This is a genomic window from Aeromonas bestiarum (genome assembly GCF_028751155.1).
Lineage (GTDB): Bacteria > Pseudomonadota > Gammaproteobacteria > Enterobacterales > Aeromonadaceae > Aeromonas > Aeromonas bestiarum.
In genome coordinates this window covers 1,419,621-1,436,092 of sequence record NZ_CP064746.1, presented here as the reverse complement: position 1 = coordinate 1,436,092, position 16,472 = coordinate 1,419,621, and the positions used below count along the sequence as shown (strand labels likewise).

Sequence of the window (16,472 nt, the reverse complement as noted above, 5' to 3'; positions counted from 1 at the left end):
GAGATATATAAATAACCGCATTGCGTTACCGGTCTTTTTCTAAGAACCATAACTCATCACCCATATATTTTTATTCTTTCATTGTCGCCCGAATAAATGGAAATACTGCGGCTCCATTACCCCGATACGGAGCAGTACCATGACAGGAAAAGGATATTCCCTCTGGCTGGCGGCCCTCGCCATCATCAGTTTGCAGGCCAACGCCGTCGAGGTGACTGTGGCCTATCAGACCTCCGCCGAGCCGGCCAAGGTGGCCCAGGCCGACAACACCTTTGCCCGCGACAGCGGCGCCGAGGTGAAGTGGCTCAAGTTTGACAGTGGCGCCAGCGTGGTGCGGGCGCTCGCCTCCGGCGACGTGCAGATAGGCAACATAGGCTCCAGCCCGCTGGCGGTGGCCGCCAGCCAGCAGGTGCCCATAGAGGTGTTCCTGCTCGCCTCCAGGCTCGGCAACTCGGAGGCGCTGGTGGTGAAACCGGATCTCTCCTCCCCCCAGGCACTGGCCGGCAAACGCATCGCCGTGCCCTTTACCTCCACCACCCACTACAGCCTGCTGGCCGCCCTCAGACACTGGGGCGTGGATCCGGCCAGCCTGCAGATAGTGAATCTGCAGCCACCGGCCATCATAGCCGCCTGGCAACGGGGTGACATAGATGGCGCCTACGTCTGGGCACCGGCCCTCAATGAACTGACCAGGGAGGGCAAGGTACTGACCGACTCGGCCCAGGTGGGTGAATGGGGCGCCCCCACGCTCGATGTATGGGTAGTCCGCAAGGAGTTCGCCAAGGCTCACCCCGAGGTGGTGCAGGCCTTCGTCAACAGCACCCTGGCGGCCCAGCGCGGCTATCTGGAAGACCCGGCAGGCTGGCTGGCCCAGCCGGACAACCTCGCCAAGCTGGCAAAGCTGAGCGGCGTCCCCGCAGCAGAGGTGCCCGGGCTGGTCAAAGGCAACACCTATCTGACTGCCCGCCAGCAGAGCGACGAGCTAACCGCGCTGGTGAACCGGACCATAGTGGACACGGCCCGCTTCCTCAAGGAGCAAGGCAAGGTGCAGACCGCCGGCAGCGATTACAGCCAGTACGTGACCGACCGTTTCGTCAAGACCCAGGCCCGCTGAACGACCCCAAATGACCAGGAGGCCGCCATGCTGCAACTCACTCACCTTTGCGCCGACTACGACGGCAGACGGGTGCTCGACAACATCAACCTGACGCTGGACGCGGGGGAGCTGATGGTGGTGCTCGGCCCTTCCGGCTGTGGCAAGACCACCCTGCTCAACCTGATCGCGGGCTTTCTCACCCATCATCAGGGCCAGATCAGCCTGCAGGGCAGGCCGGTGACCGGCCCCGGCGCCGAGCGGGGTGTGGTGTTCCAGCACGAGGGGCTGCTGCCCTGGCGCAACGTGCTGGACAACGTGGCCTTCGGGCTGCAGCTGGCCGGCCTGCCCCGCCCCGAGCGCGAGGCCAGGGCGCGGGCCATGCTGCGCAAGGTAGGGCTGGAGGAGGCCCACGCCAAGCCCATCTGGCAGCTCTCCGGCGGCCAGCGCCAGCGGGTCGGCATAGCCCGCGCCCTTGCCACCCAGCCGCAACTGCTGCTGCTCGACGAACCCTTCGGCGCCCTCGATGCCTTCACTCGCGAGCAGATGCAGACACTGCTGCTGCGCCTGTGGCACGAGCAGCGTCGCCAGGTGCTGCTCATCACCCACGACATAGAGGAAGCGGTATTCATGGCCACCGAGCTGGTACTGCTCTCCCCCGCCCCGGGCCGGATCACAGAGCGGCTGACCCTGGATTTTGGCCGCCGCTTCGCCGCCGGTGAGTCGTGCCGCAGCATCAAGTCGGATCCGGCCTTCATCGAGCGGCGCGAATACGTGCTCGACCGGGTCTTCGCCGAGCGGGAGGTGTTTGCATGACGGCCGCCCTCTCCTCCTCGGCAGTCCCCGCCAACGTGCGCCTGCGCTGGCCCCTGCCACGCAGGCTTGGCTTGAGCCTGCTTAGCCTGACCGCCCTGCTGGCCCTCTGGTGGCTGGTGGCCCGTCTTGGCTGGATAAGCCCGCTGTTTTTGCCGCCCCCCGAGCAGGTGCTGCACCAGTTCATCACCATAGCCGGACCGCAGGGCTTCATGGATGCCACCCTGTGGCAACACCTCGCGGCCAGCTTGCAACGCATCCTGATCGCGCTGACGGCGGCGGCCCTGTGCGGGGTGACTGTGGGGATTGCCATGGGGCTGAGCCCCACGGTGCGCGGCATGCTGGATCCGCTGATCGAACTCTACCGGCCGGTGCCGCCCCTTGCCTATCTGCCTCTCATGGTGATCTGGTTTGGCATAGGCGAGACCTCCAAGGTACTGCTCATCTATCTCGCCATCTTCGCGCCGGTCGCCATGGCAACCCTGGCGGGGGTACAGAGCGCCCAGCAGGTGCGGCTGCGGGCCGCCCGGGCACTGGGCGCCACCCGCTGGCAGGTGTTGTGGCACGTCATCCTGCCCGGCGCCCTGCCGGAAATCTTGACCGGGCTGCGCATCGGGCTCGGAGTCGGCTGGTCCACCCTGGTGGCGGCCGAGCTCATCGCCGCCACCCGCGGCGTGGGCTTCATGGTGCAATCCGCCGGCGAGTTTCTCGCCACCGACGTGGTGCTGGCGGGCATTCTGGTGATCGCCCTGATCGCCTTCATTCTGGAACTTGGTTTACGTGCGCTGCAGCGTCGCCTGACGCCGTGGCATGGAGAAGGACTATGAGCAATTCCCTGCATATCACCCCCCTTGGCCCCCATATCGGCGCCGAAGTCAGCGGCATCCGTCTGGCCGGATCCTTGAACGAGATCCACTTCGAGCAGCTCCATCAGGCCCTGCTGACCCATCAGGTGCTGTTCTTTCGGGATCAGCCCATCAACCCCCGCCAGCAGCGGGCGCTGGCCAACCGCTTCGGCGATCTGCACATTCACCCCGTCTATCCCCATGCGCCGGAGGCCGAGGAGATCATAGTGCTCGACACCCACCACGAGAATCCGCCGGACAATGACAACTGGCATACCGATGTGACCTTCATAGAGACGCCACCGGCGCTGGCCATCCTGGCCGCCAAGCAGTTGCCGCCGGTCGGCGGGGACACCCTGTGGGCCAGCGGCATCGCCGCCTTCGAGGGGCTCTCCCCCAGGCTGCAACAGCTGCTGGCGGGACTGGAAGCCGAGCACGACTTCAGCAAGTCGTTCCCGGCCCATCGCCACAACGGCAGCCCGGCGGAATATGGACGCTGGCAGGAGGCGGCGGCCCGCCACCCACCCCTGCGCCACCCTGTGATCCGTACCCATCCCCTGAGCGGCCGGCAGGCGCTGTTCGTCAACGAAGGCTTCACCACCCGCCTGCCCGATCTGCCTGCGCGGGAGAGCGAGGCGCTGCTTGCCTTCCTGTTCGCCCACATAACCAAACCCGAGTATCAGGTGCGCTGGCGCTGGCAGGAGAACGACATCGCCATCTGGGACAACCGGGTCACCCAGCACTATGCCAACGCCGACTATCTGCCGGCCCGGCGGGTGATGCACAGGGCCACCATACTGGGAGACAAACCCTTCTGGCGGGCCTGGTGAGCACGCGGGTATAACCGACACTCCCTTCATGCCACATGGCCTGTTTAGCGACACTTACTGATCCCGATAAAAATAACGGGGCGCTATGCGGGCCATTATTTTCAAACAACCCAGTTAATGACGCCAAATTATTTTCACCGACATACATTGAAATATTTCCATACAATTGCCCGCTGCTATTTTTTTGAGTCCATCACGTAACATGCCCGGGTTCAGGCAATATGATGGAAACAAAAAAATGAAATACACGCTGATGATATCTTTGCTGGCGCCGGCTCTTCTGGCGGGCTGCGATCTGGAAAAGAAAGAGGAGGCTCCCTTCAAGGCGCGGCATATCACCGCCGCTTATGACATGGGCAACATCTGCCGCCAATTGCGGCAGGGGTGGCAGGAGGATGGCGTCGCCGTGCCCGCCAGCCAGGTCAGTTGCCACTACCTGACGGTGCCGCTCGATTACGACAAGGAGTGGGTCCAGATCAAGGAGACCAAATGGGAGAAACGCCCTGCCCCCGCCCCGGCTGCCACTTTCCTCTCTGGCAACACAAGCCGCTTCTCGACTCCGTCCTGGTCAGGCAACCCCATCCGGGGCGAGATCAAGCAGGAAACCCGCACGGTCAAGGGGGACACCATAGACCTCTTCTATGTGCACTATCGCGCCACCGGCGACTATCGCGGCACCCTCTTCTACAACCCGGGCGGCCCCACCTCGGCCACCCCGGATCTGGGTATCCTGCTCGACATGCTGCGCAGTGCCAACCCCGCCATCCTGGCGCACTACGACATAGTCACCCTGGATCCCCGCGGGGCCGGTTACAGCGCGCTCGGGCATGAACTGCGCAGCTGCCTGCTGACGGACAAGAGCGGCATCCGGCCGGACATGACCCCGGCGCAGCTCGCCCAGATCTTTGCCAGCCGGGACAAGGGCGCCCTGCCGGCACTCGAGAGCGGTGACGATCAGGGCAAGGCCTTCGGCACTGCGCTGCGGGAGCGCTGCGACGAGCCGTTGAAGCTGCATGCGCCGCACCTGGGCTCGCGGGCCGTGGTCGAGGACATGGAGCGACTGCGCCAGCATCTGGGGCGCGACCGCATCACCCCCATCACCTTCTCCTACGGCACCCGCCTCGCCGCCCTCTATGCCGCCCGCTACCCGAGCCACGTGGCCAACCTGGTGGTCGACTCGCCGATGTCCCCTGCCGAGAGCCGCTACCCGGCCATCTTCCGCGGCGATGCCGAGAATGCCAATCGCATCCTTGCCTGGCGCTTCGGGGCCGAGGCGCTGCAGCGCAGCATGGCGGTGACCCGCCAGGTGCGCGACAGCGGCCGCTATGTGGACAACATGGGCAATGTGCTCGACCGCCCCCACTGGGAAGCTGTGATGAGCGATGCCATCAGCGGCAGCCTGCACTATGATCAGCTCGCCTTCTGGCAGCAGGATGATGCCGGCCCCCTGCTGACCCGCCTTGTCAAGGAGCAGGCCGACGAGACCCCCTACCAGGATCTGCTGGAAATGCCCTTCTTCAGCGCCATCCACTGCACCGACAACAGCGAGCCCTATGGCTGGCAGGCGCTGGACCCGGAAGATGCCGCCTTCCAGGGGGCCGGCGCCCTGCTGCTGGCCAAAAGCTTCAACACCTGCGCCGACTGGCCTTACCCGCGCCAGCCCATCACCACCTACGGCGCCGGCGAGATAAAGCTCCCGGATGATGCCAGGGCCCTGGTGCTCGGCGCCGAGTACGATCCCAATACCCCCTTTGCCGGTGCCCGCCAGATGCAGGCCGCCTTTGGCAGCGCCGCCCGCCTGGTGCGGGTGGAGCAGAGCAACCGGCATGGCCAGCTGCACTCCTCACAGTGCGCCAGAGACGCCCTCAGCACCCTGCTGCTGGGCGATGCCGCGAGCCTGCCCGCCGAGCAGCCCTGCCTGGCCGACTGAACCAAACCCAACAAAAAGCCCGCCGAATTGGCGGGCTTTTGCATGCTGGCAGACGCCGTCAGACGGCGACCAGCCGCTCCAGATCGCTGCGCGTGAGGCGCTTGCTGTCCACCTTCACATAGAGCGAATGCTCGGCTGGCGCCAGCAGCACATCGCTCACCCCGTCACAGGCACGGATCTTCTGCTCCAGCGCCGGGCTCGCCTCGACCCCTGCCGGCAGCACTATGCGCAGGCTGCTCACATAGGGCGGCTCCTGCATGGTGAGGCTGACCCCCAGCCAGGCCAGGGCCAGCAGGGCGCAACTGCCAAACACCAGCACGCCGCCGCCCAGGCTGTAGAGCAAACCACCCAGGCTGCCGCCTATGGCCACCCCGATGAACTGGCTGGTGGAGTAGACCCCCATGGCGGTGCCCTTGTAACCCGGTGGCGACTCCTTGCTGATGAGCGACGGCAACAGCGCCTCCATCACGTTGAAACCGATGAAGAAGAGCTGCAGCCCGGCAAGCAGGCCCCACAGCTGCAGGCCGGCCTGCCACAGCACCACTTCGGCGATGAGCATCACCAGCACGCAAGCCTGGAATACCCGCTTCATCTGGCGGCGTTTTTCGGCATAGATGATGAAGGGCACCACGCTGACAAAGGCGACCAGCATGGTGACCAGATAGGCCTGCCACTGGCTGTCACGGGGCAGACCGGCCTGCTCCAGCAGCGGCGGCAGCGCCACGAAGCTCGACATCAGCAGGGTGTGCACGCAGAGGATGCCGAGGTTGAGTTTGAGCAGGCGCGGGTTGGTGAGCACGGTACGCATCCCACCCCTGACCATGCTGGACTCGCGATTGAGCAGGTGACCGGTCGGGGTCGGCACCAGCCAGAGGGTGATGGCTATGCCCCCCAGCGCCAGCAGGGCGATGAGCCAGAACAGACCGGACAGCCCCAGCGCGTGGGTGATGAGGGGGCCCGTCACCATGGCGATGGCGAAGGTGATGCCAAAGCTCACCCCGATGAAGGCCATCGCCTTGGTGCGGTTCTGCTCGCGGGTGAGATCCGAGAGCAGCGCCATGACGGCGGCCGAGATGGCGCCGCTGCCCTGCAGGGCGCGGCCGAGGATGACGCCCCAGATGGAGTGGGTCAGCGCCGCGATCACGCTGCCCAGCGCAAACATCAGCAGGCCGCCGACGATCAAGGGCTTTCTGCCGATGCGATCGGAGAGCAGGCCGAACGGGATCTGGAACAGCGCCTGGGTCATGCCATAGATGCCGATGGCAAGACCGATCAGGGCTTCGGAGGCGCCCGCCAGCGACATGCCATAGGTGGTCAGCACCGGCAGCACCATAAACATGCCGAGCATGCGCAGGGAGAAGACGGAGCCGAGCGCCCAGGTCGCGCGGCGCTCGCCCCTCGTCATGGTGAAATCATTCATGATGGCCTCGATAGGTCAAAGAGAAGGGAGACGCAAGGGGTGGATGACACAAGGCGCGCCACACCCGAACAACGGGAAAAGTGCCCCGCAGGGCGGCCCCATAATAACAGAGCCGGGAAGGTTCCCGGCTCTGGATTTCATGCATTTAGGGGTGCAGTTCACACTATCAGGGCAGCATGCTCACCAGCACAGGTGCTGCATCCGGCTGGAAGTCCACCGACATCATCACGCGCAGGCAGGTGAAGATGATGACGACGATGGAGAACATGTCCGCGTCAGGATCACGGCAACATGCTCACCAATACCGGCGCCGCATCCGGCTGGAAGTCCACCGACATCATCACGCTCAGGCAAGTGAAGATGATGACGACGAGGGAGAACATGTCCGCGTCAGGATCACGGCAGCATGCTCACCAATACAGGCGCCGCGTCCGGCTGGAAGTCCACCGACATCATCACGCTCAGACAGGTAATGGTGACGATGGAGAACATGAACAGCTTGCGGGCCCAGAGGGAGTCATCGACCGCCTGCTTGTAACCCGACAGCGCCATGCCCAGCCACCAGACGCTGACCGCAGTGGCCACGATCAGATACTTGTAGCCGGCGTAACCGCCGAGGAACAGCATCAGGGTCGGCACCATGAAGGCCAGGATGTAGAGGGTGATGTGGTGTTTGGCCACGACAATCCCCTTCACCACCGGCAGCACGGGTATGTTGGCGGCCTGGTAATCCTTGAAGCGGAAGATGGCGATCGCATAGGAGTGCGGCATCTGCCACAGGCTGAAGATCGCCAGCAGGATCAAGGCGCCCGAGTCGAACTGACCGCTCACGGCGCAGTAGCCGATGACGGGTGGCGCGGCGCCGGAGAGGCTGCCGACCAGGGTGCCATAGACGGAGTGACGCTTCATGTAGAGGCTGTAGACCCCCACATAGACCAGGAAGCCCAGCACTGCCAGCAAGGCGGCCAACGGATTGGCCGCAAAGTAGAGCAGTGCAATGCCCGCAACGCCCAGCGCGCTCGCATACCAGAGCGACACACCGGGGGCGATCAGCCCCTTCACCAGGGCGCGGTTCTTGGTGCGCTCCATGATGCAGTCGATGTCCCGGTCGATGTAGTTGTTGAACACACAACCGGAGGCCACCACCAGGGAGACACCCACCATGGTCAGGATGAACAGGGGCACGTCCAGGCTCCCCTTGGAGGCCAGCAGGAATCCCCCGATAACCGAGATGAGGTTACCGAAGATGATGCCCGGCTTGGTCACTTGCAGGTATTGCTTCATCATCACATCAAGCCGCTCAGTGAACCATCATGTTGATGTTGAGGTTGTACATGATCCACAGGGAACCCACGACCACGATGGCGATGATGAGCACGGTAAACACCAGTGCCACCAGGTTCCAGCGCTCCTCTGACGAGGTGTTCATGTGCAGGAAGTAGATCAGATGCACGAAGATCTGTACCACCGCCATGGCCACCACTGTGCCCAGCACCATGGCGTGGGAGGCAGAGCCATCCATCACCATCCAGAAGGGGATCGCGGTCAGGATGAGTGACAGCACGAAGCCGGTCATATAGGACTTGACGCTGCCGTGGCTCGCGCCGTGATTGTCAACGGAATGACTCATTACATGACCCCCATCAGATAGACCACGGTGAAGACGCAGATCCACACCACGTCCAGGAAGTGCCAGAACAGGCTCAGGCACATCAGGCGAGTACGGTTGCGCTCGGTCAGCCCCTTCTTGCTGATCAGTACCATCATCACGATGATCCAGACCAAGCCACTGGTCACGTGGATCCCGTGGGTACCGACCAGGGTGAAGAAGGCGGAGAGGAAACCGCTGCGCTGCGGGCCGAAGCCCTCGGCGATCAGGTGGTGGAACTCGTAGATCTCCATGGCGATGAAGCCAGCGCCAAGCAGGAAGGTGACCAGCAGCCAGGTATTGACCGCGGAAACCTTGTTCTTGTTCATGGCCAGCATGCCGAAGCCGAAGGTGATGGAGCTCAGCAGCAGCAGCATGGTTTCGGCGAACACGAACGGCAGTTCGAAGATGTCCTTGCCGCTCGGGCCGCCGGCGGTGCCGTTGACCAGGACTGCATAGGTTGCGAACAGGGTCGCAAACAGGATGCAGTCACTCATCAGGTAGATCCAGAAACCGAACACCTTGGTGGCACCGGCATCATGGTGCCCATGATCGTCATGGGCGCCGTGAGTGTGATGTAGAACGTCAGTCGCCATGGAATTAAGCCACCTTGTTGATATTGTCGAAATGCTGACCTTCGATGCGCTCGATTTCGTCAACCTGCACGTAGTAATCCACGTCCTCATTGAAGCTGTGGACGATCCAGGTGGCTATCATGCCGACGAAGCCGGCGATGGCCATCCACCAGATGTGCCAGATCATGGCAAAGCCGAACACCACGCTGAAGGCGGCGATGATGACACCGGCACCCGAGTTTTTCGGCATGTGGATGGGAGCGTACTGGGCCGGGCGCAGGAAGGCAGAACCGTCTTGCTTGGCTTCCCAGAAGGCATCCAGACCTGTGATCTTCGGCTCGATGGCGAAGTTGTAGAAGGGCGGCGGTGAAGAGGTCGACCACTCCAGGGTACGGCCACCCCAAGGATCGCCAGTCAGATCGCGGTTCTTCTCGCGGTCACGAATACTGACCACCACCTGGATAACCTGGCACAGGACGCCGATGGCGATCAGGCCGGCACCGCAGGCAGCGACTACCAGCCAGCCGTGGAACTCGGGATCTATGTTCTGGCTGACCCGACGGGTCATGCCCATGAAGCCCAGCACGTAGAGCGGCATGAAGGCCACGAAGAAACCGGTGATCCAGAACCAGAAGGCACGCTTGCCCCAGACCTCATCCAGCTTGAAGCCGAACGCTTTGGGGAACCAGTAGGTGATACCGGCGAAGCAACCGAACACCACGCCGCCGATGATGACGTTGTGGAAGTGGGCGATCAGGAACAGGCTGTTGTGCAGCACGAAGTTGGCGGCCGGCACGGAGAGCAGTACCCCCGTCATGCCACCCACGGTGAAGGTGATGATGAAGCCGACGGTCCACAGCATGGGCGAGGTGAACTCGATGCGACCGCGGTACATGGTGAACAGCCAGTTGAAGATCTTCACCCCGGTCGGGATCGAGATGATCATGGTGGTGATGCCGAAGAAGGCATTCACGTTGGCACCCGATCCCATGGTGAAGAAGTGGTGCAGCCAGACCACGAAGGAGAGCACGGTAATGGCGATGGTCGCCCACACCAGGGAGGTGTAGCCGAACAGCTTCTTCTTGCAGAAGGTCGCCACCACTTCGGAGAAGATCCCGAACACCGGCAGCACCAGGATATAGACCTCGGGGTGACCCCAGGCCCAGATCAGGTTGATGTACATCATCATGTTGCCACCCATGTCATTGGTAAAGAAATGGGTACCCAGGTAACGGTCTGCGGTGAGCAGGGCTATGGTGACGGTCAGGATCGGGAAGGAGGCGATGATCAGTATGTTGGCGCACAGCGCGGTCCAGGTGAACACCGGCAGCCGCATCATGGTCATGCCGGGGGCACGCATCCGGATGATGGTGGCAAAGAAGTTGACGCCGGTCAGCAGGGTGCCCAATCCTGAAATCTGCAGGCTCCAGATCCAGTAATCGACCCCGACCCCGGGACTGAACTCCTTGCCCGACAAGGGCGGATAGGCCAGCCAGCCGGTCTGGGCAAATTCACCGACCCCGAGGGAGACGTTGATCAGCACCACAGCGGCGGCGGTAAACCAGAAGCTCAGGTTGTTGAGGAAGGGGAAAGCCACGTCACGGGCACCGATCTGCAGCGGCACCACTATGTTCATCAGGCCGATCACCAGTGGCATGGCCACGAAGAAGATCATGATGACGCCGTGGGCGGTGAAGATCTGGTCGTAGTGGTGGGGCGGCAATATGCCTTCGCCACCGGCCGAGGCCATCACCTGCTGGGTACGCATCATGACCGCATCGGCAAAGCCGCGCAGCAGCATGACCATCCCCAGGATGAGATACATGATACCGAGACGCTTGTGATCCACAGAGGTGAACCACTCTTGCCACAGATACTGCCACTTGCCGAAATAGGTGATCAGCCCGGCGATGGCCAGCCCGCCCAATAAGATTGCGGCTATCGTGACCATGATAATGGGTTCATGGTACGGGACAGCGTCGAGCGTTAATTTTCCAAACATCAATTATTCCTCGGATCCTGCTTTCACACTCTTGTCATCCATCGGCATGGCCATATGCCCGGCATGATCCATCTGTGCATCATGGGTCATCTCGTCATGGTCCATTGCTTGATGATCCAGGGTGTCGCCATGCTGCATGGCACCTTCGTGGGCCATGCCCTGGTGCTCACCCGGTTTCATGTCACCCATGAACTTGTTGATCACGTTGACGAACAGAGCCGGGTCGGCACTGGCGAAATACTCCACCGGATTGTTCTGGCTCTGCTTGGCCAGGGCCTCGAACTCGGCCATGGTGGCGAGCATCTTGGGTGACTGTTTCACCTTGGCGACCCAGGCATCGAAGTCGGCCTGATCCCGCGTGGCGATGGCCTGGAACTTCATGCCGGAGAAACCGGCGCCGCTGTAACTGCCGGAGATCCCCTTGTACTGGCCCGCCTCGTTGGCGATGAGATGCAACTTGGTCTGCATGCCCGCCATGGCGTAGATCTGACCGCCCAGTTGGGGAATGAAGAAGGAGTTCATCACGGTGTCGGAGGTCACCCGGAAATTGACCGGGGTATTGACCGGGAAGGCCAGTTCATTGACCGAGGCGATACCCAATTCCGGATAGACAAACAACCACTTCCAGTCGAGGGAAATAACATCGACCTGGATCGGTTTGACGTCCGATTCCAGCGGTTTATAAGGATCCAGCGAGTGGGATGTTTTCCAGGTAATGACCGCCAGGATGGCAACAATAATGACGGGTACGGTCCAGACGACCGCTTCAATCTTGTTGGAGTGAGACCAATCCGGGGTGTATTTGGCATTGGTATTGGATGCTCTGTATTTACGAGAGAATACCACTGCCATAATAATCACAGGGATCACTACAATTAACATCAGCCCGATGGCCGTTAATATCAGTGATTTCTGTTCCAGACCAATCTGCCCTTTGGGGCTCATTAGAGCCATGTCGCAACCACTGAGCAAGCCGGTTGTCGCGAGCAACAGCAAGGCGCCCAAGCCCCTTTTTACATCAGGTCTCATGCCGTTTCCTCATCTTCGCAAGGCGTAAAGTTGTAATAAAAACGCATCATTCTATTGCATCGGGGGGGGATGTGAACAACATGAAAAATTAATCCCGAACTTGTGTGCGGTTTGGGATTTCCCTGTGAAGCATGTTAATGCCTTGACGGCAAGGCATTTATCAAACCCCACAAATCACAAATTCATCATTAACAGACTTTATTTCATCCGATTGTTGTTGATTGAATAGACAGATAGCTGCTTCACCCTATGTTTGGCAGGGTTAAATCGCCCCGTTCGTCGCTATTTGTATAAAATATCGACGCTATTTTCGGCGCCGCCGCCGAACAGACAGATCATTGAGTGGAACTCAATCCGGACCATAATTAATCAAATTAAACTCTAATTAATTCCATGAATTTGATGGGGCCATAGTCCGCAAAGATGCATATTGCATGCATTTCCAAGAGCCGAACCCATCACAGGACTCATCATTTTGTTTAATAAGTTATTATCAAAGCCATGGACTCCATCCGGATATGGCGTTAGGTTGCGCCCCTTCGTTACCAAGCCAGTCACGAATTCAACCTTATCCCATTTCCCATTTGACTCTTCATACAACAGGGATTGCCATGAGTATCACACGCAGAGACTTTCTCAACGGCGTAGCCATAGCGATTGCGGCCGGTGTCGCCCCCATCAATCTGCTGCAAGCGGCGCAAGGCGGCAACGCGCTGGCCGACAAGACGCTGGCCTATCCGCCCGCCCTCACCGGCCTGCGCGGCAACCATCCGGGCTCCTTCGAGCCGGCCCACAGCATAGCCCGCGACGGCAAGCAGTATGACTTCGCCAATGTCCCCCTCGAGGGGGAGTACGATCTGGTGATCGTCGGCGCCGGCATCAGCGGCCTGGCCGCCGCCTGCTTCTATCAGCAGTTGCTCGGCGCGGACAAAAAGATCCTGCTGCTCGACAACCACGACGATTTTGGCGGCCACGCCAAACGCAACGAGTTCACCACCCCCGATGGCCTGCGGCTGGGCTACGGCGGCAGCGAATCCCTGCAATCGCCGCGCTCCGTCTACAGCCCCATTGCGCTCGGGCTGCTCAAGGCGCTCGAAGTCAACATCGACGAGCTGGCCAAGGGCTTCCAGCAGACCTTCTACCCGGATCTGGGGCTCAGCCGCGGCGTCTATTTCGACGAGCAGCACTTTGGCGTCAACAAGGTAGTGAGCGGCGATCCGGGCCACAACGTGGCCGACGACATCCCCCGCGATCGCTTGAACGGCCGCCCGCTGGCACAGTTCATCGGTGACTTCCCGCTCGATGAGAGCGACCGTGCAGCCCTGCTGGCCCTGCACGAAGAGAAGATCGACTACCTGAGCGGCATGAGCCGGGAGGAGAAAGACCTCTGGATGACCCGCAACAGCTACACCAGCTTTCTGCGCGACAAGGTGGGGCTCAGCGAGCGGGCGATCACTTACTTCCAGCAGCGCACCAACGACTTCCAGGCGGTCGGCATAGACGCCACCGCCTGCGCCGATGCGCGCCTCTGTGCCCTGCCGGGCTTCGACGGGCTGGATCTCACTCCCCTCGATGCCGAGGAGCAGGCGGAGCTGGACGATCCTTACATCTTCCACTTCCCGGACGGCAACGCCGGGCTGACCCGCTTGATGGTGCGCAAGCTCATTCCGCAGGTGGCCCCCGGCCACACCATGCAGGACGTAGTGCTGGCCAAGTTTGACTACGGCAAGCTCGACCTGCCGGAGCACAAGGTGCAACTGCGCCTTGGCAGCACGGCGCTGCAGGCCAAAAACGTCCGCCTTGCCGATGGCAAATCGGCGGTGGATGTCACCTACATCAAGGAGGGGAAACTGCATAGGGTGCGGGCCAAACAGTCCGTCATGGCCGGTTACAACATGATGATCCCCTACATGGTGCCCGAGCTGCCGGAGCCCCAGAAGGAGGCGCTGCGCCAGAATGCCAAGGCGCCGCTGGTCTACACCAAGGTGGTGATCAAGAACTGGCACGCCTTCGTCAAGCTGGGTGTGCACGAGGTCTATTCACCGGCGGCCCCCTACAGCCGGGTCAAGCTGGACTATCCGGTCAACCTCGGCGGCTACGAGCATCCCAAGAGCCCGGATCAGCCCATGTGCCTGCACATGGTCTATGTGCCGACCCTGCCGGGCAGCGGCCTCTCGTCCCGCGAGCAGTCCCGCAAGGGGCGCGCCATGATCCTCGGCATGCCGTTCGAGCAGCACGAGCAGATGATCCGCGAGCAGCTGCAGGGGATGCTGGGCAGCGCCGGTTTCAACCATGAGCAGGATATCCTCGCCATCACGGTCAACCGCTGGTCCCACGGCTACTCCTACATCACCAACACCCTGTTCGATGACGAGGCGCAGTGCGAAAAATGGATTGAGCTGGGTCGTCAGCCCATAGGCAACATCACCATAGCCAACTCCGACTCGGACTGGAGCCCCTACGCCCACTCCGCCATCGATCAGGCCTGGCGCGCGGTCAACGAGCTGGTCGCCATACAGAAGGGAGGTGCCCAATGAACCGCGCCCTGTCACTGACCGCCAGCGCCCTGCTGCTGGCCCTGCCCGCCCTGGCTGCACAGGCAACGCCTGCCATGTCGGCGGGGGAATACGTGGCCAAGCTGGGGGATTGCGCCGCCTGTCACACCAGCGAAACCAGCCAGCCGCTGGCCGGCGGCAAGGGCTTCCCGACCCCGATCGGCACAGTGTTTTCCACCAACATCACCCCCGACAAGAGCCACGGCATCGGCAACTACAGCCTGCCGGAGTTCATCAAGGTGATGCGCGAAGGGGTGGCCCGGGATGGTCATCGGCTCTATCCGGCCATGCCCTACACCGCCTACGCCAAGATGAGCGACACAGATCTCGGGGATCTCTACCAGCATCTGATGAAGGAGGTGCAGCCGCTGGCGGTGGTCAACAAGGAGAGCGACATCCCCTGGCCGCTCAACATGCGCTGGCCGCTCATGGGCTGGAACTGGGTCTATCACGATGACAGCCGCTTCACCCCGGTAGCGGGCAAGAGCGAGCAGTGGAATCGCGGTGCCTATCTGGTGCAGGGTGCCGGTCACTGCGGCAGTTGCCATACCCCGCGCGGACTCGGCATGCAGGAAAAAGCCCTGACCGAGGCAGACCCCCTCTATCTGAGCGGCGCCACCCTGGATGGCTGGTATGCCCCCGACATCCGCGGCACCCGCTACGACAAGCAGGCGCTGATCGATCTGCTGAAAACCGGTCGCAGCCAGCATCAGGCCGTCTCCGGCCCCATGGCGGAAGTGATCACTCACAGCAGCCAGTACTTCAGCGACGCGGATCTGGCCGGCATAGCCACCTATCTTATCGAGATCGGAGACCATACGCCGCCAGCCCAGGGCAACCGGGCCTACGCCAACGCGGGCGGCAAGGCGGACTATGCCATGTACTGCTCCACCTGCCACGGCGTCAACGGTCAGGGCAATGATGGAGTGATTCCATCGCTGGTGGGCAACCAGACAGTGCTGGCCGAGGATCCGAGCAGCCTGCTCAATGTGCTGCTGTACGGCGCCGAGACCCCCATTACCCAGGGTCATATCGGCTACCGCATGCCGGGTTATGGCTGGACCCTCAACGACGAACAGGTGGCCGGGCTGGTCAACACATTGCGCGCCTCCTGGGGCAATGAAGGGGTGGCCATCAAGCCGGCCACCGTCAAGGCCCAGCGCGCGCTGCACGAATAAGCCTTCGCCGCACCATCTCTGCCATAAAAAAAACGGGCCTCCAGTGGAGGCCCGTTTGCCGTGTGCGAGCGCGGCGTCAACCCTTGCGCGGTTTTGAGCCCGGCAGGGGCGCCGCCGGCTGGCGGTAATCGGCATAGGGGAAGACATTGCGAAAACGCTGGGCCACCGGCTCGGGGATGGAGCGGGAGAAGACCAGCTTGACGCCGTCTTCGTCACGCTGACCCAGAATGCGGCCCCGCACCGTCTCGTGGCGCAGTATCTGCTTGGCATGCTCAATGAACGCGGGAGACACCTTGCCCCGCTTGACCACCAGCTTGCCCGGCGCAAGCCGGATCTCGAACAGGGCGCCCCGTCCCAGCTTCATCAACCACCAGATCAGGGCAATCGCCACCAACAAGGATAACCAGGCCATCTATTTCCCTCCTAACGACTCGATATCCGCGCGCAGATCAGGCCATCTCGTGCCCTCCCGGTCGCGCCATGGCTGCCAGTATAAGCCGCCATTGCCCCCGATTGTTTGGCGGGGATCACAGCCGCAGCGTCATTTGAGCGCC

At 61.8% G+C, this 16,472-nt stretch carries 14 protein-coding genes; 7 read left to right on the top strand and 7 right to left on the bottom strand.

Annotated elements, in window-relative coordinates; translation table 11 throughout:
- The first annotated feature begins 139 nt into the window (after positions 1 to 139).
- From tauA to IU367_RS06855, 5 genes are all read left to right on the top strand, one after another.
- Positions 140 to 1,114: a taurine ABC transporter substrate-binding protein gene (tauA, locus tag IU367_RS06875; RefSeq protein WP_274453797.1), complete on the top strand. Its 975-nt coding sequence runs from the start codon at positions 140 to 142 to the stop codon at positions 1,112 to 1,114.
- Positions 1,115 to 1,141: 27 nt separating this feature from the next.
- Positions 1,142 to 1,909, top strand: coding sequence for a taurine ABC transporter ATP-binding subunit (gene tauB, locus IU367_RS06870; RefSeq protein WP_274453796.1), 768 nt, complete (start codon positions 1,142 to 1,144; stop codon positions 1,907 to 1,909).
- Positions 1,906 to 2,733 (top strand): taurine ABC transporter permease TauC, encoded by an 828-nt coding sequence (tauC, locus tag IU367_RS06865; RefSeq protein WP_274453795.1) that lies wholly within the window; start codon positions 1,906 to 1,908, stop codon positions 2,731 to 2,733. The genes tauB and tauC overlap by 4 nt, the downstream gene beginning before the upstream one ends.
- The gene (tauD, locus tag IU367_RS06860) at positions 2,730 to 3,581 is read left to right on the top strand and encodes a taurine dioxygenase (protein WP_274453794.1); all 852 of its coding nucleotides are present in this window, start codon (positions 2,730 to 2,732) and stop codon (positions 3,579 to 3,581) included. Before tauC ends, tauD begins: the two co-directional genes overlap by 4 nt.
- 238 nt (positions 3,582 to 3,819) lie before the next feature.
- Positions 3,820 to 5,511, top strand: coding sequence for an alpha/beta hydrolase (locus tag IU367_RS06855; protein ID WP_274453793.1), 1,692 nt, complete (start codon positions 3,820 to 3,822; stop codon positions 5,509 to 5,511).
- 58 nt (positions 5,512 to 5,569) lie between these two features.
- On the opposite strand, the gene IU367_RS06850 is transcribed toward IU367_RS06855, so the two are convergent.
- The 6 genes from IU367_RS06850 to cyoA all read right to left on the bottom strand — a co-directional run bounded on the left by IU367_RS06850 (position 5,570) and on the right by cyoA (position 12,185).
- The gene (locus IU367_RS06850; protein ID WP_274453792.1) at positions 5,570 to 6,931 is read right to left on the bottom strand and encodes an MFS transporter; all 1,362 of its coding nucleotides are present in this window, start codon (positions 6,929 to 6,931) and stop codon (positions 5,570 to 5,572) included.
- A gap of 396 nt (positions 6,932 to 7,327) precedes the next feature.
- Positions 7,328 to 8,221: a heme o synthase gene (gene cyoE, locus IU367_RS06835; RefSeq protein ID WP_042871245.1), complete on the bottom strand. Its 894-nt coding sequence runs from the start codon at positions 8,219 to 8,221 to the stop codon at positions 7,328 to 7,330.
- A gap of 10 nt (positions 8,222 to 8,231) precedes the next feature.
- Positions 8,232 to 8,561, bottom strand: a complete 330-nt coding sequence (locus IU367_RS06830; RefSeq protein ID WP_025327639.1) for a cytochrome o ubiquinol oxidase subunit IV — start codon at positions 8,559 to 8,561, stop codon at positions 8,232 to 8,234.
- Positions 8,561 to 9,175, bottom strand: coding sequence for a cytochrome o ubiquinol oxidase subunit III (locus tag IU367_RS06825; RefSeq protein WP_042871241.1), 615 nt, complete (start codon positions 9,173 to 9,175; stop codon positions 8,561 to 8,563). Before IU367_RS06825 ends, IU367_RS06830 begins: the two co-directional genes overlap by 1 nt.
- A gap of 4 nt (positions 9,176 to 9,179) precedes the next feature.
- Positions 9,180 to 11,156 (bottom strand): cytochrome o ubiquinol oxidase subunit I, encoded by a 1,977-nt coding sequence (cyoB, locus tag IU367_RS06820; protein WP_043134253.1) that lies wholly within the window; start codon positions 11,154 to 11,156, stop codon positions 9,180 to 9,182.
- 3 nt (positions 11,157 to 11,159) lie between these two features.
- Complete coding sequence (cyoA, locus tag IU367_RS06815) at positions 11,160 to 12,185, bottom strand: cytochrome o ubiquinol oxidase subunit II (RefSeq protein ID WP_084214134.1); 1,026 nt, start codon at positions 12,183 to 12,185, stop codon at positions 11,160 to 11,162.
- 611 nt (positions 12,186 to 12,796) lie between these two features.
- On the opposite strand from cyoA, the gene IU367_RS06810 reads away from it, so the two are divergent.
- On the top strand, positions 12,797 to 14,722 hold the full coding sequence (locus IU367_RS06810) for an NAD(P)-binding protein (protein WP_274453791.1): 1,926 nt from the start codon (positions 12,797 to 12,799) through the stop codon (positions 14,720 to 14,722).
- The gene (locus IU367_RS06805) at positions 14,719 to 15,918 is read left to right on the top strand and encodes a c-type cytochrome (RefSeq protein WP_098983344.1); all 1,200 of its coding nucleotides are present in this window, start codon (positions 14,719 to 14,721) and stop codon (positions 15,916 to 15,918) included. The genes IU367_RS06810 and IU367_RS06805 overlap by 4 nt, the downstream gene beginning before the upstream one ends.
- Before the next feature lie 76 nt (positions 15,919 to 15,994).
- Here the strand turns inward: IU367_RS06805 and IU367_RS06800 are convergent, their stop codons facing one another.
- Positions 15,995 to 16,330: a DUF3634 family protein gene (locus tag IU367_RS06800; RefSeq protein WP_172955300.1), complete on the bottom strand. Its 336-nt coding sequence runs from the start codon at positions 16,328 to 16,330 to the stop codon at positions 15,995 to 15,997.
- Positions 16,331 to 16,472 lie beyond the last annotated feature (142 nt).

What these genes read in the sequence shown, in the direction of transcription:
- tauA (WP_274453797.1), top strand. Translation starts at nt 140, where the DNA reads ATGACAGGAAAAGGATATTCCCTCTGGCTGGCGGCCCTCGCCATCATC.
- tauB (WP_274453796.1), top strand. Translation starts at nt 1,142, where the DNA reads ATGCTGCAACTCACTCACCTTTGCGCCGACTACGACGGCAGACGGGTG.
- tauC (WP_274453795.1), top strand. Translation starts at nt 1,906, where the DNA reads ATGACGGCCGCCCTCTCCTCCTCGGCAGTCCCCGCCAACGTGCGCCTG.
- tauD (WP_274453794.1), top strand. Translation starts at nt 2,730, where the DNA reads ATGAGCAATTCCCTGCATATCACCCCCCTTGGCCCCCATATCGGCGCC.
- IU367_RS06855 (WP_274453793.1), top strand. Translation starts at nt 3,820, where the DNA reads ATGAAATACACGCTGATGATATCTTTGCTGGCGCCGGCTCTTCTGGCG.
- IU367_RS06850 (WP_274453792.1), bottom strand. Translation starts at nt 6,931, where the DNA reads ATGAATGATTTCACCATGACGAGGGGCGAGCGCCGCGCGACCTGGGCG.
- IU367_RS06830 (WP_025327639.1), bottom strand. Translation starts at nt 8,561, where the DNA reads ATGAGTCATTCCGTTGACAATCACGGCGCGAGCCACGGCAGCGTCAAG.
- IU367_RS06825 (WP_042871241.1), bottom strand. Translation starts at nt 9,175, where the DNA reads ATGGCGACTGACGTTCTACATCACACTCACGGCGCCCATGACGATCAT.
- cyoB (WP_043134253.1), bottom strand. Translation starts at nt 11,156, where the DNA reads ATGTTTGGAAAATTAACGCTCGACGCTGTCCCGTACCATGAACCCATT.
- cyoA (WP_084214134.1), bottom strand. Translation starts at nt 12,185, where the DNA reads ATGAGACCTGATGTAAAAAGGGGCTTGGGCGCCTTGCTGTTGCTCGCG.
- IU367_RS06810 (WP_274453791.1), top strand. Translation starts at nt 12,797, where the DNA reads ATGAGTATCACACGCAGAGACTTTCTCAACGGCGTAGCCATAGCGATT.
- IU367_RS06805 (WP_098983344.1), top strand. Translation starts at nt 14,719, where the DNA reads ATGAACCGCGCCCTGTCACTGACCGCCAGCGCCCTGCTGCTGGCCCTG.
- IU367_RS06800 (WP_172955300.1), bottom strand. Translation starts at nt 16,330, where the DNA reads ATGGCCTGGTTATCCTTGTTGGTGGCGATTGCCCTGATCTGGTGGTTG.